General features: G+C 68.3%; 18 protein-coding genes and 2 tRNA genes. 10 read left to right on the plus strand and 10 right to left on the minus strand.

The features are described 5' to 3' along the window. Positions 1 to 118: 118 nt before the first annotated feature. A complete protein-coding gene (locus B0675_RS09315; RefSeq protein WP_037689714.1) occupies positions 119 to 667 on the minus strand; it encodes a transcriptional regulator in 549 nt (182 codons plus the stop codon). Between the two features lie 182 nt (positions 668 to 849). Here B0675_RS09315 and B0675_RS09320 point away from each other — a divergent pair. Next, a tRNA-Ala gene (locus B0675_RS09320) sits at positions 850 to 922 on the plus strand. Between the two features lie 484 nt (positions 923 to 1406). On the opposite strand, the gene B0675_RS09325 is transcribed toward B0675_RS09320, so the two are convergent. Next, positions 1407 to 2108 carry a DUF5324 family protein gene (locus B0675_RS09325; RefSeq protein ID WP_081218352.1) on the minus strand — a complete coding sequence of 234 codons (702 nt, stop codon included), beginning with the start codon at positions 2106 to 2108 and terminating at the stop codon, positions 1407 to 1409. A 394-nt stretch (positions 2109 to 2502) separates the two neighbouring features. Between B0675_RS09325 and B0675_RS09330 the strand changes: the two genes are divergently transcribed. Then, positions 2503 to 3036: a peptidylprolyl isomerase gene (locus B0675_RS09330; protein ID WP_081218353.1), complete on the plus strand. Its 534-nt coding sequence runs from the start codon at positions 2503 to 2505 to the stop codon at positions 3034 to 3036. A 178-nt stretch (positions 3037 to 3214) separates the two neighbouring features. Continuing rightward, positions 3215 to 4126, plus strand: coding sequence for a rhomboid family intramembrane serine protease (locus B0675_RS09335; protein WP_081218354.1), 912 nt, complete (start codon positions 3215 to 3217; stop codon positions 4124 to 4126). A gap of 289 nt (positions 4127 to 4415) precedes the next feature. Here the strand turns inward: B0675_RS09335 and crgA are convergent, their stop codons facing one another. After that, positions 4416 to 4670, minus strand: a complete 255-nt coding sequence (gene crgA, locus B0675_RS09340) for a cell division protein CrgA (RefSeq protein ID WP_081218355.1) — start codon at positions 4668 to 4670, stop codon at positions 4416 to 4418. A 142-nt stretch (positions 4671 to 4812) separates the two neighbouring features. Here crgA and B0675_RS09345 point away from each other — a divergent pair, with 142 nt between their 5' ends. From B0675_RS09345 to B0675_RS09365, 6 genes are all read left to right on the plus strand, one after another. Then, entirely contained in the window at positions 4813 to 5592 is a 780-nt protein-coding gene (locus B0675_RS09345) for a DUF881 domain-containing protein (RefSeq protein ID WP_081218356.1), read from the plus strand. 62 nt (positions 5593 to 5654) lie between these two features. Beyond that, the gene (locus B0675_RS09350; RefSeq protein ID WP_081218357.1) at positions 5655 to 6407 is read left to right on the plus strand and encodes a class E sortase; all 753 of its coding nucleotides are present in this window, start codon (positions 5655 to 5657) and stop codon (positions 6405 to 6407) included. Positions 6408 to 6438: 31 nt separating this feature from the next. Beyond that, positions 6439 to 6600, plus strand: coding sequence for a hypothetical protein (locus tag B0675_RS40475; protein WP_107482591.1), 162 nt, complete (start codon positions 6439 to 6441; stop codon positions 6598 to 6600). Next, positions 6597 to 7235, plus strand: a complete 639-nt coding sequence (locus B0675_RS09355; protein WP_081218358.1) for an aminodeoxychorismate/anthranilate synthase component II — start codon at positions 6597 to 6599, stop codon at positions 7233 to 7235. The genes B0675_RS40475 and B0675_RS09355 overlap by 4 nt, the downstream gene beginning before the upstream one ends. Next, complete coding sequence (locus tag B0675_RS09360) at positions 7232 to 8521, plus strand: class E sortase (protein WP_081218359.1); 1290 nt, start codon at positions 7232 to 7234, stop codon at positions 8519 to 8521. Before B0675_RS09355 ends, B0675_RS09360 begins: the two co-directional genes overlap by 4 nt. A 243-nt stretch (positions 8522 to 8764) precedes the next feature. After that, a complete protein-coding gene (locus B0675_RS09365) occupies positions 8765 to 9430 on the plus strand; it encodes a class E sortase (protein ID WP_107482769.1) in 666 nt (221 codons plus the stop codon). Positions 9431 to 9576: 146 nt separating this feature from the next. On the opposite strand, the gene pknB is transcribed toward B0675_RS09365, so the two are convergent. From pknB to B0675_RS09400, 6 genes are all read right to left on the minus strand, one after another. Then, complete coding sequence (gene pknB, locus B0675_RS09370) at positions 9577 to 11580, minus strand: Stk1 family PASTA domain-containing Ser/Thr kinase (protein ID WP_081218361.1); 2004 nt, start codon at positions 11578 to 11580, stop codon at positions 9577 to 9579. Between the two features lie 170 nt (positions 11581 to 11750). Beyond that, a complete protein-coding gene (locus B0675_RS09380; RefSeq protein WP_081218362.1) occupies positions 11751 to 13223 on the minus strand; it encodes a penicillin-binding transpeptidase domain-containing protein in 1473 nt (490 codons plus the stop codon). Further along, a complete protein-coding gene (locus B0675_RS09385) occupies positions 13220 to 14659 on the minus strand; it encodes an FtsW/RodA/SpoVE family cell cycle protein (RefSeq protein WP_081218363.1) in 1440 nt (479 codons plus the stop codon). Before B0675_RS09385 ends, B0675_RS09380 begins: the two co-directional genes overlap by 4 nt. A 26-nt stretch (positions 14660 to 14685) precedes the next feature. Next, the gene (locus B0675_RS09390; RefSeq protein ID WP_241539738.1) at positions 14686 to 16212 is read right to left on the minus strand and encodes a Stp1/IreP family PP2C-type Ser/Thr phosphatase; all 1527 of its coding nucleotides are present in this window, start codon (positions 16210 to 16212) and stop codon (positions 14686 to 14688) included. A 128-nt stretch (positions 16213 to 16340) separates the two neighbouring features. Further along, positions 16341 to 16868 (minus strand): FHA domain-containing protein, encoded by a 528-nt coding sequence (locus B0675_RS09395; protein ID WP_081218365.1) that lies wholly within the window; start codon positions 16866 to 16868, stop codon positions 16341 to 16343. Positions 16869 to 16878: 10 nt separating this feature from the next. Next, positions 16879 to 17721, minus strand: a complete 843-nt coding sequence (locus tag B0675_RS09400; protein ID WP_081218366.1) for a DUF3662 and FHA domain-containing protein — start codon at positions 17719 to 17721, stop codon at positions 16879 to 16881. A 577-nt stretch (positions 17722 to 18298) separates the two neighbouring features. Here B0675_RS09400 and B0675_RS09405 point away from each other — a divergent pair. After that, positions 18299 to 18382: transfer RNA gene (locus B0675_RS09405), tRNA-Leu, on the plus strand. Between the two features lie 445 nt (positions 18383 to 18827). Here the strand turns inward: B0675_RS09405 and B0675_RS09410 are convergent. Then, the gene (locus tag B0675_RS09410; RefSeq protein ID WP_081218367.1) at positions 18828 to 19481 is read right to left on the minus strand and encodes an NAD(P)H-dependent oxidoreductase; all 654 of its coding nucleotides are present in this window, start codon (positions 19479 to 19481) and stop codon (positions 18828 to 18830) included. Positions 19482 to 19743: the final 262 nt, after the last annotated feature.

The raw sequence follows: 19743 nt of genomic DNA on the forward strand, positions 1-19743 counted from the left end.
CTCCCCTTCGGCGGTCGCTCCGGAGACCTCTTCCGAGGTGCCCGGCTGCCTGACGTGCGGCGGCTGGAAGGTCCTGCGGGCCTTCGGTGGCCGGAAGTTCGGCGGCCGGGCGGCCTGCTCAGTTCTGGTGGGACTGGTAGTGCGCGACAGCGTCCGAGGTGCGGCCGGCGCCGTAGACCCGGAGGAACTCTGCCAGTTCCGGATGGGTCGGGGCGAGGGTGTCCGCCGCGTCGATGATGTCCCCCGCGGCGGCGACCGACCGCAGCAGGGACTGGATCTCACGGACCACACGCTTGACCGTCGGGGCGCCCGAACTGGTCGTGGACTGCGTGGTGTTGCTGAGCACCGATCCCCCCTGGGACTTCTTGATCTCGTCCATCCGCTCGGTCGCCTCGGCGGCGCTGACGCTGCCGTCGGCGACCTGGCCCGCCAGATCCTGCAGGAGCTGAACGCGCTGGACCACCGCGGGATTGCCGATCTTGGCCCGCTGGCCGCTCATCAGCTGCGACAGCATCGGTGCGGAGAGGCCCAGCACCCCGGCGAGGCGGGCCTGGTTCAGGCCCAGGTCCTCTATGAGCCTACGGAAGAGCGCCCCCAGCGGCTCCCCGTACCAGTTCCGCTGCAGCTCCCGGGCTCTCGCGGTTGCTTCCTGCTGTGCGGCGTCCATTGCGTCTCCCCATCGCTTCCCCAAGTACCGCGGTTCGCTGTCGCGAACCACGTCGAGCATCTTACGGAGAGTGGTCGTCCACGGGGACCCCCAATCTTTTTGCGAGATCCCGGGGGTGACCCGGTACTCTGGTCTGCGGCGCCCGTCGGCAGGTGGTTCCTGTGGCTGGACGCTTCTTTTTCGGGGCCTTAGCTCAGTTGGTAGAGCGCTGTCTTTGCATGGCAGATGTCAGGGGTTCGACTCCCCTAGGCTCCACAACCCGGACCGGCCAGACGCCCTCAGTGGCGACTGGCCGGTTCTTTGCATGTCCGGCTTTCGCCGACCCGTGCCGGGGCGTCGTGAAGCGCCTTCCGGGTGAGATCCGGGTCAGAGAAGGCCGCCGGTGAACTGCGTCACGCCAGTTCTCTTTGCAGTCGTTGCATTTCTTTGCGCAAACATGGACTGGGAGAGAGGTGCTCGGCGTGACCGTGCGGGCCCTGGTGGCGACCTCTCGGTCGCGTGGGCGGAGTTCGAGCCCCTGTGTGAGCTGGTGTGCAACCGGTCGCGTAGCCGTGTGGGTGCAGCCCGTCAACAACATCTCCACGGATGCTGCACACGAAGAGCGTTGCAAACGTCATCGGGATCGGGGCGGGTAAACGGAGCCGCGCGAGACCCGGCGGGTGTTCCACGTGAAACATCGCCGCGGGGCAGGAGACCCTCAAGTCTCCTGCCCCGCGGCGATGTTGTCAGTCGGTCGGGCTCAGCGCAGGTCGTCGCGCTCAGCCGCGTCCTCCTGTGCTTCCTTGATCTGGACCTCGGGGTCCAGGTCGGACTGGCCGCTGCCGTCGACCGACGTCAGGCGCCCGGTCTCGGGAACCTCGGTCGCGGCCGGCGGTTCGACCAGCCAGTCGGGGTTGGCCTGCTTGTCCCACCACTTCCAGGCGGCGAAAGCGCCGCCCGCCAGGATCCCCAGTACGGCCAGTCCCTTAACGAGACGGCCGGTCCTCGCCCGCCGCTCGTGCTTGCGGACCAGCTTCTGGATCTCCTTCGGTGATACCTGGCCGCGCAGCGCGGCGATGGCCGCCGCACCACGGGACGCGGCCTCCTCGCCGACGGGCTGGGCGGCTGCCACCGCCTGCTCGATCTTCGGCTTGGAATAGACGGCGGCCTGGCGGGCCGCCTTCCGGGTGCGTACAGCTGCCTCCTGGGCAGCCTGGTCGACCTTCGGCGGAACGTGCGTGCGGGCCTGCTCAATGCGCGGCGCGAGATGGGCGTCGTACTGCACGCGGGCCTGCTCGGCGGCCTGCGACACTTTCGGCGCCAGCCGTACGCGTGCTTCGGTCGCGTAGTAAGCAGCCCTGTCCTTGGCGGTGTCGGCGTAAGGCGCCACCACTTCCGCGGCGTGCAGCACGCTGTCCTTCGCCGAGCCGGTCGCGGCGCGCACGCTGTCGATGCGGGTCACGGGTTTCCTCCTCCTCGGTGGCGTACGTCGGGGGTTCGGGTACCCCCAAAGACACACAGTTCACCTTTCCACCCCTACGGGGATCATGCCCGCCTGACAGGGCCGGGGCATGTGAGGACGGGCATCCGGGTCACGGGTGGTTGAGTCCCGGGGAGACGGACCCGCCTCGGTCGGTCAGGTGTCGATCACATGAGATAGCGGAAAAATACGGGCAACGGGAGCTTGTCGTCGACAATGCCACGGATCGGCGCCCCTCGCCCCCGTCCCGGAGGTACTCGGCCTGTTTTCTCCAAGCCCGTTGCGCGGATGCCCGCCCGACGGTGGCGGACGGGCGTCCGGGGTCCCTGTCCGTGCGAGGATCGGTCAGTCAAAAGAAGGCAACGGAAGGCAGATCGTGGCCGAGCAGCTTTACGCCACCCTGAAGACCAACCAAGGCGACATCGAGATCCGGCTCCTGCCGAACCACGCGCCCAAGACGGTCCGGAACTTCGTCGAGCTCGCCAAGGGTGAGCGTGAGTGGGTCAACCCGGAGACGGGTGCGAAGTCGACCGACAAGCTGTACGACGGCACGGTCTTCCACCGGGTGATCAGCGGCTTCATGATCCAGGGCGGCGACCCCCTCGGCAACGGCACCGGTGGCCCCGGCTACCAGTTCGAGGACGAGTTCCACCCGGACCTGTCCTTCAACAAGCCCTACCTGCTCGCCATGGCCAACGCCGGCCCGGGCACCAACGGCTCGCAGTTCTTCATCACCGTCTCCCCGACGGCCTGGCTGACGCGCAAGCACACGATCTTCGGCGAGATCACGGACGCGGCCAGCCAGAAGGTCGTGGACACCATCGCAGCCGCTCAGACCAATCCGCGCACAGATCGCCCGGTCAACGACGTCGTCATCGAGTCGGTCGTCGTCGAGACGCGCGAAGGCTGAGCCGGCCGAACCCGAGCCGTCAGGCGCGAGGGCCCGGAGCAGGACAGCCCCGGCTTCGACCGCGCAGGCGGGGAACCAAACGCCCCGTTCATCCGTAAGGATGGACGGGGCGGCGCGTTGTGCGCACGAACCCGTGGTGAGCGTGTGCGAGCCGCCGTACGGAGATGGAGGGGACCCCATGGACCAGCCGCCCGGCAGCCCGCAGGGGCCGCGGGACCAGGGATCGCAGGAAGCCCACGACCTGCCGACCTGCTACCGGCACCCGGACCGTGAGACAGGTGTGCGCTGCACCCGCTGCGAGCGTCCGATCTGCCCCGAATGCATGGTCAGCGCCTCCGTCGGATTCCAGTGCCCCGATTGCATCCGCGGCGGCTCGGGCACGGGCCACGCGCCCACGGCCACACAGCCCCGGACCATCGCGGGTGGCACGGTCGCGCGGGATCCACGGCTCGTGACCAAGGTACTGATCGGGCTCAACGTGGCGTTGTTCGCCGTGCAGCTCGCGGTGGGGGATGCCTTCACCGAACGGTTCACCCTCTTCGGGCGCGCGTTCCTCAACGGTGAGATTCAGGGCGTGGCCGAGGGCCAGTGGTACCGGATGCTGACCTCGATGTTCCTGCACGAGCCCAGCAACTTCATGCACATCGTCTTCAACATGCTCAGCCTGTGGTGGCTCGGCGGGCCTCTGGAGGCGGCCCTGGGCCGCGCCCGCTATCTCGCCCTCTACTTCATCTCGGGACTGGCGGGCAGTGCCCTCTGCTATCTGCTCGCCGCGCCCAACCAGCCGTCGCTCGGCGCCTCGGGCGCGATCTTCGGCCTGTTCGGCGCCACGGCCGTTTTGATGCGCCGGCTCAACTACGACATGCGACCGGTGATCGCCCTCCTGGTGATCAACCTGATCTTCACCTTCGGCTGGAGCGGTATCGCCTGGCAGGCGCACATCGGCGGTCTGGTGGCCGGCGTGGTGGTCGGATACGCGATGGTGCACGCGCCGCGCGAGCGGAGGAACCTCGTCCAGTACGGGGTGTGCGCACTCTTCCTGGTGGTCGTCGTGGGGACGACCCTGCTCAGGACCGCTCAGCTCACCTGAGGGCGCCCTCGGCTCAGGTGAGGCGTGATGTTGTCCACAGACCGTGGCGGATCTTGTGCACGCTGTGCGGGAACAGCTGTGCCCCCTGTCACTGACCTGAGTTTCCGCAGGTCGGACAGGGGGCGAACAGGTTTCCGGATCCCGGTAGGTCAGTCACACCGGCGTCAACCGCTGATGAGTTATCCACAGATCGTCTTTCTTTTCCACCTGTGGACAACTGCTGTGGATAACTCAGTGGATAGCCGTGGGCAGAGCTGGTGCCCGACTGCTCACCTGTGCGTGGAAGCAGTCACTTCCACTGCGTGGAGACACCGAACCCGGCAGCGATGAAGCCGAAACCGACCACGATGTTCCAGTTGTCGAGCGCGTCGATCGGCAGGGATCCGTCTGTCACGTAGAAGACGACGATCCAGGCGAGGCCGATGAGGAACATGGCCAGCATGACCGGGGCGACCCAGGTGTTGCTGGTCAGCTTGATGGTGGACGCCTGCTTCGCCGGGGGCGGCGTGTAGTCGGCCTTCTTGCGGATACGTGACTTCGGCACGAGGGTCTCTCCTGTCGATGCGCTGCGTGGCCGCGCAGGGAACTGGGGCGGGCTCCGGGGCAGCGTACAAGGGGACACTGAGTGCTCCCCCGGGCGTCCGTTAGCGTAGTGCTTCCGCGGCGCCTAAGGAGATAAGGGTACGTTGAGCAATTCTGCCGACTCCCCCGGGACGGGTCCCAGTCCTGCCGGAAAGCGCCGTTTCCGGCCTGTACGCGTACTCACGGCGGCCGTCTTCGCCCTGGCCGGGCTCATCTTCTTCACGAGCTTCGACACGGCCAAGGGCACGAACATTCGCACGGACACCTCCCTGCTGAAGCTGTCCGACCTCATTCAGGAGCGCAGTCACAAGAACGCCACCCTGGACGAGTCCAACGGCACCCTGCGCGACGACGTGGACTCCCTCGCCGGCCGTGAGGACGGCAGCAGTGAGGCCGAGGACGCCAAGCTCGCCGCCCTGGAGCAGCACGCCGGCACCAAGAAGCTCAAGGGCAAGGCCGTCACGGTCACACTCAACGACGCTCCGCCGAACGCCACGGCCAAGCTGCCCGGGTATCCCGAACCGCAGCCGGACTACCTCGTCATCCACCAGCAGGACCTCCAGGCCGTGGTGAACGCCCTCTGGCAGGGCGGAGCCGAGGGCATCAAGGTCATGGACCAGCGGCTGATCTCCACGAGCGCCGTGCGCTGCGTGGGCAACACCCTGATCCTCCAGGGCCGCGTCTACTCGCCGCCGTACAAGATCACCGCGATCGGTGACCCGAAGAAGCTGCAGGACGCGCTCGCCGCTTCCCCGGCGATCCAGAACTACATGGTCTACGTCAACGTCTACGGGCTCGGCTGGAAAGTCGCTGAGGACGGGACGGTGACTCTTCCCGGCTACTCGGGCACAGTGGATCTCCACTACGCGAAGCCCGTGGAGTAACCGCACGCCGTCGCGGAGCAGTGGGCGAAGCCTGTTGAGCGAGCTGCCGCCGGGGGGACCTTGTGTCGGTACGAGTGGTCGTCAGGACCATCAGTGAGCTGTGCATCACCGTGGGCAGTGTGATCGTGCTCTTCGTGGTCTACGTGCTCTTCTGGACCGGCGTGAAGGCCGACAGCGCGATGGACCACCAGATCGACGTCCTGCAGAAACAGTGGGCGAAGGGCGCGGTCACCCCGAAACCGGGCTCCACCGGGGATCCCTCGGCCTCCCCGGCCCCCGCCGGCTCCGCCGGTTCCTCGGGAACTCAGGCCGGGGCCGTGACCCCGAAAGAGCCCGGCCCGTACAAGTACGGGGGGCCCTTCGCGGTCATGTACATCCCCCGGCTTGGTTTCACGTGGAACAAGCCCGTGCTCGAAGGCACCGCCACCGACGTCCTCAAGAAGGGGCTCGGCCACTACCGGGGCACCGCCCAGCTCGGCCAGGAGGGCAACTTCTCCGTCGCCGGCCACCGGCGCACGTACGGCGATCCCTTCAAGGACTTTCCGCGGCTGCGGCGCGGAGACGCGGTGGTGCTCACCGACGGGACGACCTGGTTCACGTATCGGATCGACAAAGGCCCCTACAAAACCGTGCCGTCGGACATTGAGGTGATCGACCCTGTGCCACGTAAATCCGGGTACACGCGGCCGGGGCGCTATCTCACGCTGACCACGTGCGATCCGGAGTGGGGTCACAGTCACCGGTTGATCGTCTGGGCGCACCTCGATTCCACACAGCCTGTGGAGGCAGGGAAACCGGGGGCTCTGCGCCGTTAGTCTGTTGACGTACGGCGACGGAAGGGACGGCATGTACGGCTGGATCTGGCGGCATCTGCCGGGGACCGTGTGGGTGAAGGCCCTGGTCTCCCTCGTGCTCGTCCTGGCAGTGGTCTACGTGCTGTTCCAGTACGTCTTCCCCTGGGCCGAACCGCTGCTGCCCTTCAATGATGTGACGGTGGACAACCAGTGAGCACGCGCATCCTCGTCGTGGACAACTACGACAGCTTCGTCTTCAACCTGGTCCAGTACCTGTACCAGTTGGGCGCCGAGTGCGAGGTGCTGCGCAACGACGAGGTGTCGACCGCGCACGCACAGGACGGCTTCGACGGCGTTCTCCTGTCCCCGGGGCCGGGCGCTCCCGAGCAGGCCGGCGTCTGCGTCGACATGGTCCGGCACTGCGCCGCCACCGGGGTCCCCGTCTTCGGCGTCTGCCTCGGGATGCAGTCGATGCAGGTGGCGTACGGCGGGGTCGTCGACCGGGCGCCCGAACTGCTGCACGGCAAGACCTCGCTCGTCGAGCACCACGGCAAGGGCGTCTTCGCCGGACTGCCGTCGCCGTTCACGGCCACCCGCTACCACTCGCTGGCGGCGGAGCCGGAGACGGTTCCGGACGAGCTCGAGGTCACGGCCCGTACGCACGACGGCATCGTGATGGGGCTCAGACACCGTGAACTTCCCGTCGAGGGCGTGCAGTTCCACCCCGAGTCGGTACTCACCGAGCACGGCCACCGGATGCTCGCCAACTGGCTGAACGAGTGCGGTGACAAGGTCGCCGTGGCGAGGTCGGCGGGGCTCGCCCCGGTGGTGGGCAGGGCCACGGCGTGACCGCGCTGCGCCCCGAGCGCGACAGTTCCTCCTACGGCGGCGAGGCCGCGTACGGGGGCGCCGACGCGTTCGAGGGTGCGGACACCCGGGCCTTCGGCGGCGCGGGCGGCTTCGAGACGACGGTCGCAGGCTTCGCCGACCCGCTGACGGATCCGTTGCCGGGCCAGGCGCAAGGCCGGGCTCAAGGACACGGCCAGGCTCAAGGACGGGGCCACGCCCGGCCGCCGGGCCAGGCTCAAGCATCCGGGTACGGCCCGGACGGCCCAGCACTCCAGTGGTCCTCGGGTCAGCCTCCGGCACCGCAAAACGCCCGGAGCGCCTCGTCGGCCCCACGTCCTCCGTCGTCGTACGAGGAAGCGGTCGCCGCGCTGCCCCTGGACGACGAGACCGTCGCGTTGCGGCTGGCCGATCTGCCGGGCACCGGCGAGGGAAGCGCGGCCGGGACTGCGGGCACCCCCGCACCCGGCGGCCGCGCGGCCCGTCGTAAGGCGGCCAGGCGCCGTGGACGGCACGGTGGCGCCCAGGAGCCACAGGAGCCCCAGGAGTCCGCTCAGGGGGCCGCTGAGGCCCCTCGGAGCCGGATGGAGGCCCGCCGGGCCGCCCGGGCGCGCAAGCCCAGCGCGGGCGTCCTCGTGAGCCGGATGATCGGCGAGGTGTTCATCACCACCGGTGTACTCATGCTGCTGTTCGTTACGTACCAGCTGTGGTGGTCGAACGTGCGGGCGCACCAACAGGCGGGCAGCGCCGCTCATCACCTCCAGCAGGACTGGGCGGACGGCAAGCGGAACCCCGGGACGTTCTCGCCCGGCCAGGGGTTCGCCATCCTGCACATCCCGAAGCTGGACGTCGTCGCGCCGATCGCCGAAGGCATCAGCAAGACGCAGGTGCTCGACCGCGGCATGGTCGGCCACTACGGCGAGGGCGCTCTCAAGACGGCGATGCCGGACGCCAAGACGGGCAACTTCGCGCTCGCCGGGCACCGCAACACCCACGGGGAGCCGTTCCGCTACATCAACCGGCTCCAGCCGGGCGACGAGATCGTGGTCGAGACGCAGGACGACTACTACGTCTACAAGATGTCGTCGATCCTTCCGGTCACGAGTCCCAGCAACACCAGCGTGCTCGACCCGGTCCCCAAGGGGTCCGGGTTCACGGCACCGGGCCGCTACATCACACTGACCACCTGCACACCGGAGTTCACCAGTAAGTACCGGATGATCGTCTGGGGCAAGATGGTCGAGGACCGGCCACGCAGCAAGGGAAAACCGGACGCGCTGGTCGGCTGACGGCGCCGGCCGGGCAGCGGGCGGGGACGTACGAAACGCATGAACGCACCTAGCGTGCGCACAGGACGCGGGCGCGGGCGTGCACGCGGCACACGTACGCGAGACAACCAGCGGGACAGAACCAGACGGGGCGGATGAACAGTGGCAGCGAGCACCGACCACGACGAGCGCGCCGCGGCGGAGGCCGGATCCCCACCGGACGGTGAAGCGACCACGGACCGTCGGCGCATCGGATGGTTCGCGATGATCGTCAGCGTCTTCGGTGAACTGCTGATCACCACGGGCCTGGTGCTCGGACTGTTCGTCGTCTACTCGCTGTGGTGGACGAACGTCGTCGCGGACCGGGCGGCCCACCAGCAGGGCGACAAGGTGCGCGACGACTGGGCGCAGGGCAGAGGACCCGGCGGCCCGGGCGCCCTGGACACCAAGGCGGGCATCGGCTTCCTGCACGTCCCGTCGATGAAGAACGGCGAGGTCCTCGTCGAGAAGGGCACGTCGACGAACATCCTCAACGACGGTGTCGCCGGCTACTACACGAACCCCGTCAAGTCGTCCCTCCCGACGACCGGCAAGGACGGCAACTTCACGCTCGCCGCGCACCGGGACGGCCACGGCGCGAAGTTCCACAACATCGACAAGGTCAGGAAGGGCGACGCGGTCGTCTTCGAGACCAAGGACAAGTGGTACGTGTACAAGGTCTTCGGCATCCTCCCGGAGACCTCGAAGTACAACGTCAAGGTTCTCCAGGCGGTGCCCAAGCAGTCGGGGAAGACGAAGCCGGGGCACTACATCACGCTGACCACGTGCACGCCGGTGTACACCTCCCGCTACCGCTACGTGGTCTGGGGCGAACTGGAGCGCGTCGACAAGGTCGACAACGCCCGGACGCCGCCTAAGGAGCTGCGCTGACTTCACGGTCACAGCGACAGCTACGGCTACGGGCCCGGGTACGAGCACGGCCAAAAGTACGAGCGCGGACATACGGAACATGACATAGGGGCCCGGTACTCCGAGGAGTACCGGGCCCCTATGTGATGGCCTTGCCTGCTCAGGGGCTAGTTGCCGCCGATGAACCCGCCACCGCCGTTGTTGTTACCGCCGTTGTTGTTGCCCCCGATGTTGACGGTCGTAAGGGTGACCGTCGTGTTGTCGGGGCTGTCGACCGGGCTGTTGCCGCCGGGGTCCTGCTGGATCACGGTGGCGCCGTCGCTTCCGTCACTGCCCGGGGCGAACTGGATGTTGTTGAAGCCGGCCTGCTGCAGGATCTGCTTGGCCTCGTTCACCTTCTTGCCCACGACACTCGGAACGGTGGACTTCTGCTTGGCCTTGCCGATCTGGATCGTCACCTTCGAGCCTGGGTCTGCCTTGTTGCCGGCAGGGGGTGAGGTGGCGATGACCTTTCCGACCAGGTTCTGGTCGTCGGTCTCGACGTCCTGGCACTCGCCCACGAGGTTGTTCTGCGTCATCTGCGCCTTGGCCTGGTCGCAGTTCTTGCCGGAGACGTCGGGGACGGTCGACTGCTTCTTCTCCCGGGCGACGGTCAGCGTGATCGTCGAGCCCTTCTGCACCTCTTCGCCGAGGTCGGGATTCTGCTCCAGGACGGTACCGGGCTCCTCCGTGGACTCCTTGTACTTCGTCTCGACCTCGAACTCGTACTTGTCGGCCTGGAGGATTTCCTTGGCCTTGTCCAGCTTCTCGCCCGTGACGCTCGGAACCGCCACCTTCGGCGCTCCGGTCGAGACGACGACGTCGATCGTGTCGCCCTTCTTCACCGTCGAGCCCACGGCCGGGTCCTGGGAGCAGACGTTGCCCTTCGGCTCCTTCTCGCAGGGCTTCCGCGTGGGGGAGAGCGTCAGATCGCGGTTGTCCGCCATCTTCTGGGCGTCCGCGTACTTCTGGCTGACGAAGTTGGGCACGTCGAACGACTCGTCACTGCCGGCTCCGTTGCCGCCGACCAGGTACTTGCCGATCAGGATGGCGCCGATCAGCACCAGGACACCCGCGACGACCAGAAGGATCGTCGAGGTGTTGTTGTTGCCGCTCTTCTTCTGCCGACGTCGGTCCGGGCGGTCGTCGTAGCCGTAGCCGCCGTCGTCCGGGTTCATCGGCGGCAGCATCGACGTCGCCTGCGCGTCCGAGGAGCGCAGGGCCGTGGTCGCCTGGTCGTCGCCGTACCCGCCGTAGCCGACGGAACCCATCGCGGCGGACGCGGCGACGGGCTGGCCGTCGAGGGCCGCCTCGATGTCGGCGCGCATCTCGTCGGCGGACTGGTACCGGTAGTCGGGGTCCTTGACGAGGGCCTTCAGCACGATCGCGTCCATCTCGGGCGTGATCTCGGGGTCGAAGACCGACGGGGCCTGCGGCTCCTCGCGGACGTGCTGGTACGCGACGGCGACCGGGGAGTCGCCCACGAAGGGCGGCCGCACCGTCAGCAGCTCGTACAGCAGGCAGCCCGTGGAGTAGAGGTCCGAGCGGGCGTCGACCTGCTCGCCCTTCGCCTGCTCCGGGGAGAGGTACTGGGCGGTGCCGATCACCGCGGCGGTCTGCGTCATCGTCATGCCGGAGTCGCCCATGGCGCGGGCGATGCCGAAGTCCATCACCTTGACCTGGCCGTTGCGCGTCAGCATGACGTTCGCCGGCTTGATGTCCCGGTGGACGATGCCCGCGCGGTGCGAGTACTCCAGGGCCTGGAGGATGCCGATGGTCATCTCCATCGACCGCTCGGGCAGCAGCCTGCGGCCGGAGTGCAGCAGCTCTCGCAGCGTGGACCCGTCGACGTACTCCATCACGATGTACGGGATGGAGGTGTTGTCGATGTAGTCCTCACCCGTGTCGTACACGGCGACGATCGCGGGATGGTTGAGCGAGGCGGCCGACTGGGCCTCCCGGCGGAACCGAGCCTGGAACGACGGGTCACGCGCGAGGTCGGCTCGCAGCGTCTTCACCGCCACCGTGCGCCCGAGCCGGGTGTCATGCGCGAGGTAGACCTCCGCCATGCCACCACGGCCGAGCACGTGGCTCAGCTCGTACCGGCCGCCGAGGCGACGCGGCTCTTCCATAGCTACCTACCAGCCCTCTCCGTCGGTCCCGACCGCACCTTTGTACGGTCGGGCGGTGTGCTGTCCGGGCATACCGTACCCGGATCGCGTTGTGTGACCTGGCCAAGACCGTCACCCGTGACAGGACCGGTATCGCAACGTGCACCGATGTGAAGGGGACGTGATCGGGGTCACTTCTTGCTGTCGATGACTGCCTTCATCACGTCCCTTGCGATGGGAGCGGCGAGACCGCCACCGGAGATGTCGTCACGGTTGGCGCTGCCGTCCTCGACGACCACGGCCACGGCCACCGGCGAGCTGCCGTCGGAGAGCTTCGCGTAGGAGATGAACCAGGCGTACGGCTTCTCGCTGTTGTCGATGCCGTGCTGGGCGGTGCCGGTCTTGCCGCCGACGGTGTAGCCCGGGATCGCGGCGCTGGTGCCGGTACCGCTCTTGACCACCGTCTCCATCATCGACTGGAGGACCTGGGCGTTCTTCTCGCTGAGCGGCTGGCTCAGCTTCTCGGGGTCCGTGTGCTCGATGACGTCGAGGTTGTGGGTGCTCAGCTCGCTCACCATGTACGGCTTCATCAGGGCGCCGTCGTTGGCGACCGCGGAGGCCACCATCGCCATCTGGAGCGGGGTGGCGGCGGTGTTGTACTGGCCGATCGAGGAGAGCGCGGTCTGCGACGGGTTCATGTCGTCCGAGAAGACCGAGGCGCTGGAACGGATCGGCGTGAACTGCTCGGAGCCGAAGCCGAACTTCTTGGCCTCCTCCAGCATCTTGTCGTTGCCGAGGTCCGAGCCGACCTTGCCGAAGACCGTGTTGCAGGACACCCGGAGCGCGGTGCGCAGATCGGCGTTCTTGCAGGGCAGGTTGCCCTCGTTGGGCAGCTTGGTCGTGGTGCCCGGCATGGTCCACGGGTCCGGGGAGTCCGTCTTGGTGTCCGCGTCCGGGACGAGACCGTTCTCCAGCGCGGCGGCGGCGGTGACGACCTTGAAGGTCGAGCCCGGCGGGTAGGTCTCACGCAGCGCCCGGTTGAGCATCGGGTCGTCCGGGTTCTTCTTCTTCTGCAGGCTCTCCCACGCCTTGGAGTCCGTGGTCGTGGAGTTGCCCGCGAAGGTCGACGGGTCGTACGACGGCGTCGAGGCCAGCGCCAGGATCGCGCCCGTCTTGGGGTCGATCGCGGCGACGGCGCCCTTCTTGGCTCCGAGTCCCTGGAAGGCCGCCTTCTGCGCGGCGCCGTTCAGGGTCGTGACGACGTTGCCGCCCTGCTTCTTCTTGCCCGTGATCATGTCGAGCGTGTTCCGGAAGAACAGCCGGTCGTCGTTGCCGGTGAGGATGCCGTCGTCGATCTTCTCGAGCTGGTTGGCGCCGAAGGCCTGCGAGGCGTAGCCCGTGACGGGCGCCCACATCGCGCCGTCCTTGTACGTGCGCTTGTACTCGTAGTCGCCCGTCTTGGACTTCACGGACCCGGTGATCGGGTTGCCGTCCACGATGATGTCGCCGCGCGGAGTGGCGTACCGCTCGATGTTCACGCGGCGGTTGGCCGTGTCCGTGCGCAGCTCGTCCGCCTGGACGTACTGGAGCCAGTTGTCACGGAGGAGCAGGGCGAGGACGAGCAGCCCGCAGAAGATCGCGATTCGGCGCAGGGGCTTGTTCACGGTCGGACCACCTGGGTCATCTCGGCGTCGGGGCTGGGGGCGGGCGCGGGGGCCGGCCTGCGCGCGGTGTCACTGATGCGGATCAGGATGCCGATGAGTGCCCAGTTGGCGATGACGGACGAACCGCCGTATGCGAGGAAGGGCATCGTCATGCCGGTCAGCGGGATGAGGCCCATCACACCGCCGGCGACCACGAAGACCTGGAGCGCGAAGGCGCCGGAGAGGCCGACGGCGAGGAGCTTGCCGAAGGGGTCGCGGGCGGCGAGGGCCGTGCGGACGCCGCGCTCGACGATCAGGCCGTAGAGAACCAGGATCGCCATGATGCCGGCGAGGCCCATCTCCTCGCCGAACGTGGCGAGGATGAAGTCGGAGTTGGCGGCGAACCGGATCAGCTCGGAGTGGCCCTGGCCGAGGCCGGTGCCGAGGGTGCCGCCGGAGCCGAACGCCCACAGGGCCTGCATGGCCTGCTCGGAGTGGACTCCGGGCGCGCCCGACTGGCTGAGCTTGTACTCGCCCATGGGGTTGAGCCATGCCTGGACACGCTGCTGGACGTGCGGTTCGAAGGTCGCCACGCCGACCGCGCCCGCCGCGGACATCAGCAGACCGAAGACGATCCAGCTGGTCCGCTCGGTGGCGACGTACAGCATGATGATGAACATTCCGAAGAACAGCAGCGAGGTACCGAGGTCGGTCTCGAACACCAGGATGAGGATCGAGATGAACCAGACGACCAGGATCGGGCCCAGGTCGCGGCCGCGCGGCAGGTAGAGGCCCATGAAGCGGCGGCTGGCCAGGGCGAGCGCGTCGCGCTTCACCATCAGGTAGCCGGCGAAGAAGATCGCCAGGACGATCTTCGCGAACTCACCGGGCTGGATGGAGAAGCTGCCGACGTGGATCCAGATCTTGGCGCCGTAGATGTTGGCGCCGAGGCCGGGGACGAGCGGCAGGAGCAGCAGCACCAAGGCGCCGACCATGGAGATGTAGGTGTAGCGCTGCAGGACGCGGTGGTCCTTCAGGAACACCAGGACGACCACGAACAGGGCGATGCCCAGCGCGGTGTACATCAGCTGGCGTGGCGCCGCGGTGCCGGCCTGCTTGATCTGCTGGAGCAGTTTGGACTGGTCGAGGCGCCAGATGACGACGAGACCGAGCCCGTTCAGCAGCGTGGCCACCGGCAGCAGCAGCGGGTCCGCGTACGGAGCGAACTTCCGTACGACGAGGTGGGCGACGGCCGCGAGCAGGCCGAGACCCAGGCCGTAACTCAGCAGCCCCGCGGGCACCTGGTCGTCGATGGCGAGGCCCACGTTGGCGTAGGCGAACACCGGAATGACAACGGCGAACACCAGCAAGGCCAGTTCGGTGTTGCGTCGGCTCGGTGCGCCGATCGATCCGATCGTGGACGTGTGGTGCGTCGGCGTGTTCGTACTGCTGCTCATCGTGTGACAGGGCCCCTCACGGCTTCTTACTGCTTACCGCACAGCGAGACCAGCTTCTGCTCCTCGTCGGAGAGGCTGGGGCCGGGTGTGGGAGTGGGTGCGGTCGTGGACTGGGATGACGAAGGTGTCGGGCTCGGGCTGGACGTGGCCTTGGACGTCAGGGAGGTCTTTGTGGTTCCCGTGGTCCCACCGGCCTTGCCCTCACCGGTCTTCGCGTTGTTCTCGCTCTCGGCCGCGCGGCGCTGCGCGTCCTTCTTGCATGCGGAGGCCTGGACGGAGAGCTCGTCGACCTTCGACCTGGCGTCGCCGAGGCCGCCTTCGGCGATGGTCTCCTTGACCTGCTTCTGCTGGTACGGCGGCAGGTACTTGAGTTCGATCTCGGGGTGATCCTTCTCCACCTTCGAGAGCGAGACCCAGGCGAGGTCCTGGCTGATGCCGCGGTACAGGGCCACGTGCTCGCCCTTGGTGCCGACGTAGTACTGCGTCTGCGTCCAGCGGTAACCGCCGTACAGACCACCGCCGATGACGGCGAGCGCCAGGACGGTGTAGAAGGATCTCTTCAGCCACCTGCGGCCCTTGCGCGGCTTGACGAAGTCCTCGTCCGAGTAGTCGCCGAAGCCGGCCGTGGAGACGTAGCCGGTGGTGTCGCCGCTGCCGGGCGGGCCGAACTCGCCGCCGCCGCCCTGTCCGGGGACCTGCCGGCCGAGGCTGGAGGCCCGTCCCGCGGGCGTCTGCATCGCGCCGTTGTCCTGGAGCTGCAGCTGGTTCTCGGCGACGGCGCCGACCACGACCGGGGTGTCGGAGAGCTGGGCGGCGAGGGTGTCGCCGGAGTCGATGTCGAGGACGTCGGCCACGATGACGGTGATGTTGTCCGGGCCGCCGCCGCGCAGCGCGAGTTGGATGAGCTCCTGGACGGTCTCCTGCGGGCCCTGGTAGCTGGCGAGGGTCTCCTCCATCGTCTGGTGGGAGACGACGCCGCTGAGGCCGTCGGAGCAGATCAAGTAGCGGTCGCCGGCGCGGACTTCGCGGATGGAGAGGTCCGGTTCGACGTGGTCGCCGCTGCCCAGCGCGCGCATCAGCAGGGAGCGCTGCGGGTGGGTGGTGGCCTCTTCCTCGGTGATGCGTCCCTCGTCGACGAGGCGCTGCACCCAGGTGTGGTCCTGCGTGATCTGCGTGAGCACACCGTCGCGCAGCAGGTAGGCGCGGGAGTCGCCGACGTGGACGAGACCGAGGCGCTGGCCCGTCCACAGCAGGGCGGTGAGCGTGGTGCCCATGCCCTCCAGCTGCGGGTCCTCCTCGACCATCAGCCGGAGCTGGTCGTTGGCGCGCTGCACGGCGGTGCCGAGCGAGGTGAGGATGTCGGAGCCGGGCACGTCGTCGTCGAGCGCGACGATGGTGGAGATCACCTCGGAGCTGGCGACCTCACCGGCGGCCTGGCCGCCCATCCCGTCGGCGATCGCGAGCAGCCGGGGACCGGCGTAGCCGGAGTCCTCGTTGCCCTCGCGGATCATGCCTTTGTGCGATCCGGCGGCGAAGCGCAGTGACAGACTCATGCGCACCTCGCCCGTCGGCTCCGGGTACATCCGCACGGTGCCCACCCTCCGGTCGGGAGCGCGCCGGGATCCACCACGTGGACCGCCGCCGCGTGCTCGCTCCGCTCGCGCTCATTCATGACGTGGCACTACTTCCGCAGCTCGATGACTGTCTTGCCGATGCGGATCGGCGCGCCCAGCGGAACGGGCGTGGGGGTCGTCAGTCGGCTCCGGTCGAGATACGTGCCGTTCGTGGAGCCGAGATCCTCGACGATCCACTGGCCGTCCCGGTCCGGGTAGATCCTGGCATGCCGGCTCGACGCGTAGTCGTCGTCCAGCACGATGGTGCTGTCGTGGGCACGTCCCAGGGTGATGGTCTGCCCCTGGAGGGCGACGGTCGTGCCCGTGAGGGTGCCCTCCGAGACGACCAGCTTGGACGGGGCGCCACGGCGCTGCCGGCCGCCGCCGCTGCTGGGCGGTTGCTGCTGTTGGCGCTGTTGCGGAGGCGCGGCCTGTCGCGCGGCCTGCTGAGGCCGTTGGGCCTCCCGGCGCGAGCCGCGCTGCGTGACGCGCGTTCCGAACAGGTCGCTGCGGATGACCTGCACGGCCACGATCACGAACAGCCACAGTACGGCCAGGAAACCCAGCCGCATGACCGTGAGGGTCAGCTCTGACATTGCCCCCGCTTCACCCTTCGGCTTGCCGGTAAATGATGGTGGTGCTGCCCACGACGATCCGCGAGCCGTCGCGGAGCGTAGCGCGGGTGGTGTGCTGCCCGTCCACCACGATGCCGTTGGTGGACCCGAGATCCTGGATCGTCGGGGGCGTTCCGGTCCGGATCTCACAGTGCCGGCGCGATACGCCGGGGTCGTCGATCCGCACGTCGGCTTCGGTGCTGCGGCCGAGCACCAGCGTCGAGCGGGAGATCTGATGGCGTGCGCCGTTGATCTCCACCCAGTGCCGCATACGGGCACCCGCCGCCGGAGCGGCCGGGGGCCGGGCACCCGAGGGTGCCGCGCCCGGACGGCCGCCGGGCGGCGGCGCGGACGGCATGGGAGGAGCGGCCGCGGGCGGATAGCCGTAGCCACCCTGGGCGCCGCGGGGTGCCGCCGGGGCGGGGCCGGCGGGGGCACGCTCCGGGGACTGCTGGTTGGCGGAGGAGGCGAGCGTGCGGCTGCGTACCCGGTAGAGACCGGTGTCGAGGTCGTCCGCCTTCTCCAGGTGGACCTTGATGGGTCCCATGAAGGTGTAGCGCTGCTGCTTGGCGTAGTCGCGGACCATGCCGGCGAGCTCGTCGCCCAGCTGGCCGGAGTACGGGCTGAGGCGCTCGAAGTCCGGCGTGCTCAGCTCGACGATGAAGTCGTTGGGGACGACCGTCCTGTCGCGGTTCCAGATCGTGGCGTTGTTGTCGCACTCGCGCTGCAGCGCTCCGGCGATCTCCACGGGCTGGACCTCGGACTTGAACACCTTGGCGAAGGTGCCGTTGACCAGACCTTCGAGACGCTGCTCGAACTTCTTCAGGACTCCCATGGGGCACCTCCTCCTGCGTAGCCGTCCTGGTACAGCTTGCTGTCGTCTACCTGATCCTGCTGGCGTTGCTCGTACTGCTTACTGATCGTATCCACGCGTCGGGAAATCGGCTGGTTCCCCCTGTCGGCCCGGTCGACAGGTTGTCGACGCCTTCGGAAGTCCCCTCCGCACGTTCCCTGGGAGGGCCCTCTTCGAACTCTTCCCGGCACTACTCGTGCCATGGATCGTAGAGGCGCCCCGCGACCAGTGTCCCGCACCTGACTGTGCGGCCCGTCCGGCTCCTGGGGAGATGGGCAGGACCGGTACGAGGTTGATACGTGACCCGGCTCGGTCTGAGACGCGTGGGGCGGAACGGTGTCCATGTGACGGAGCCGGTCGGCACCGGAGGCAAGGCCGCGAGGGGTACAGGCCGGGCGCCGCACGGGCACCAGGCCCGGAGCGCCCCACGCCGGGGCGGTGGACCGTGGGTGCCCGGGGCTGGGAAAAGGGATGTGAATCCACCCCTGACAGCGTGCTAATCTTCTGGATGTCGGCAGGCGCTCGCACCACTCGGTGAGAGACGGACGACACACCCAATGCGCGGGTGGCGGAATAGGCAGACGCGCTGGATTCAGGTTCCAGTGCCCGAAAGGGCGTGGGGGTTCAACTCCCCCCTCGCGCACAGCTGAAAGCCCCGCAGGTCTTCGGACCTGCGGGGCTTTTGCGTTGTCCGTGGCCGTGCCTCAGGTGGTTCCGGTTGATGCGCCGGCCGTTCTCCGGTCCGGGGCCGGCCTGGAACCGGCCCGGAGTCCGGCCGATCACCCCCGCGGATCGCGTGATGGATCGTCACGGCCGCCCTGTCGCGGATCGGTCGCCCGGCCCGGGGTCCCGCCTGGCGGGCCGGGGCGGGCCGAGCTAAGTGTGACGATGCTCTCAGATGACCAGTGGCGGGGCTCCTGTGTCGTTCACCGGTGAGCCGTTTCCCGCGAAGTCCCGCAAAAAGTGGACGGAGTCACCCGGAAAACGCGACGGGCCCCGCAGGGTGAGGGATGGGCCCTGCGGGGCCGGGTGACGTCGTCGGCAGGTGGGTCGAGGAGCGCCGGCAATCGGCCGCCCCGGACGCCGGATTAGGCGGCGAGGCGCTGGGCGACGGCCTTCGCCTTGGCGGCCGCGTCCTGGAGGGCCTTGTCGCGGGACGCCTCGAAGAGGGGGACCAGCTCGGACATCGCCGGGTTGCTCGGCGCCATGGTGAGCTCCGGGACGATGAAGTCGAGGTCCAGTTCGAGCATGTCGCGCAGCACGGCCTCCAGGTAGTTCTGCACGTACTCGAAGCCCGCGCGCGGGGTGCCCGGCGCGTACGAGCCGCCACGGCTGGCGACCACGGTCACCGGGGTGCCCTTGATCCGCGACTCCTCGGTCATGGCGGTGCGGCCGACGAGGACCACGTTGTCGAGCCATGCCTTGAGGGTCGAGGGGATCGAGAAGTTGTACATCGGGGCGCCGATCAGGATCGCGTCCGCGCGCTCCAGCTCCTCGATGAGCTGCACGCGCGCGGCGAAGGCCTCGGCCTGCTCGGGGCTGTGGGTGTCCGGGGCGGCGAACCCGGCGGTGTGGGCCTCGGCGGTGATGTGCGGCACGGGCTCGGCGGCGAGGTCGTGGTAGATGACCGTGCCGTCGGGGTGCTGCTCCTGCCAGGCGGTGCGGTAGGCGTCCGTCACGGCGCGCGAGGTGGAGGCGCTGCCCGGGAAAACGGACGAGTCGATGTGGAGGAGGGTGGCCATGGGGATCTCCAAGAAGAGCGGGGTGAACCGGTGGAGCCCGCCGGCCCGGGGAGGGCCGTGGGGCGGAGCCCTGGCGGGCTCCTGGTGCCGAGTCCGGTCGACCTGGTGAGGACGGGCCCGGGCAGGGCTTCGGAAACGGATCCAGGGCAGGGCGACGCACGGACGGCGACGGGACGCCCTGGAGGGCTTCTCATTCGTACCTAACTAGAGATAACACAGCTACTTACTTTTTTTCATCCCCTTGTGTGGACGCAGTACTCTG

It is taken from the genome of Streptomyces sp. M41(2017) (assembly GCF_002078175.1).
Taxonomy (GTDB): Bacteria; Actinomycetota; Actinomycetes; order Streptomycetales; family Streptomycetaceae; genus Streptomyces.

Excerpts from the sequence above, each read along its gene's own strand:
- B0675_RS09315 (WP_037689714.1), bottom strand. The coding sequence starts at position 667 with ATGGACGCCGCACAGCAGGAAGCAACCGCGAGAGCCCGGGAGCTGCAG.
- B0675_RS09335 (WP_081218354.1), top strand. The coding sequence starts at position 3,215 with ATGGACCAGCCGCCCGGCAGCCCGCAGGGGCCGCGGGACCAGGGATCG.
- B0675_RS40475 (WP_107482591.1), top strand. The coding sequence starts at position 6,439 with ATGTACGGCTGGATCTGGCGGCATCTGCCGGGGACCGTGTGGGTGAAG.
- B0675_RS09365 (WP_107482769.1), top strand. The coding sequence starts at position 8,765 with ATGATCGTCAGCGTCTTCGGTGAACTGCTGATCACCACGGGCCTGGTG.
- pknB (WP_081218361.1), bottom strand. The coding sequence starts at position 11,580 with ATGGAAGAGCCGCGTCGCCTCGGCGGCCGGTACGAGCTGAGCCACGTG.
- B0675_RS09385 (WP_081218363.1), bottom strand. The coding sequence starts at position 14,659 with ATGAGCAGCAGTACGAACACGCCGACGCACCACACGTCCACGATCGGA.
- B0675_RS09390 (WP_241539738.1), bottom strand. The coding sequence starts at position 16,212 with ATGAGTCTGTCACTGCGCTTCGCCGCCGGATCGCACAAAGGCATGATC.
- B0675_RS09395 (WP_081218365.1), bottom strand. The coding sequence starts at position 16,868 with ATGTCAGAGCTGACCCTCACGGTCATGCGGCTGGGTTTCCTGGCCGTA.
- B0675_RS09400 (WP_081218366.1), bottom strand. The coding sequence starts at position 17,721 with ATGGGAGTCCTGAAGAAGTTCGAGCAGCGTCTCGAAGGTCTGGTCAAC.
- B0675_RS09410 (WP_081218367.1), bottom strand. The coding sequence starts at position 19,481 with ATGGCCACCCTCCTCCACATCGACTCGTCCGTTTTCCCGGGCAGCGCC.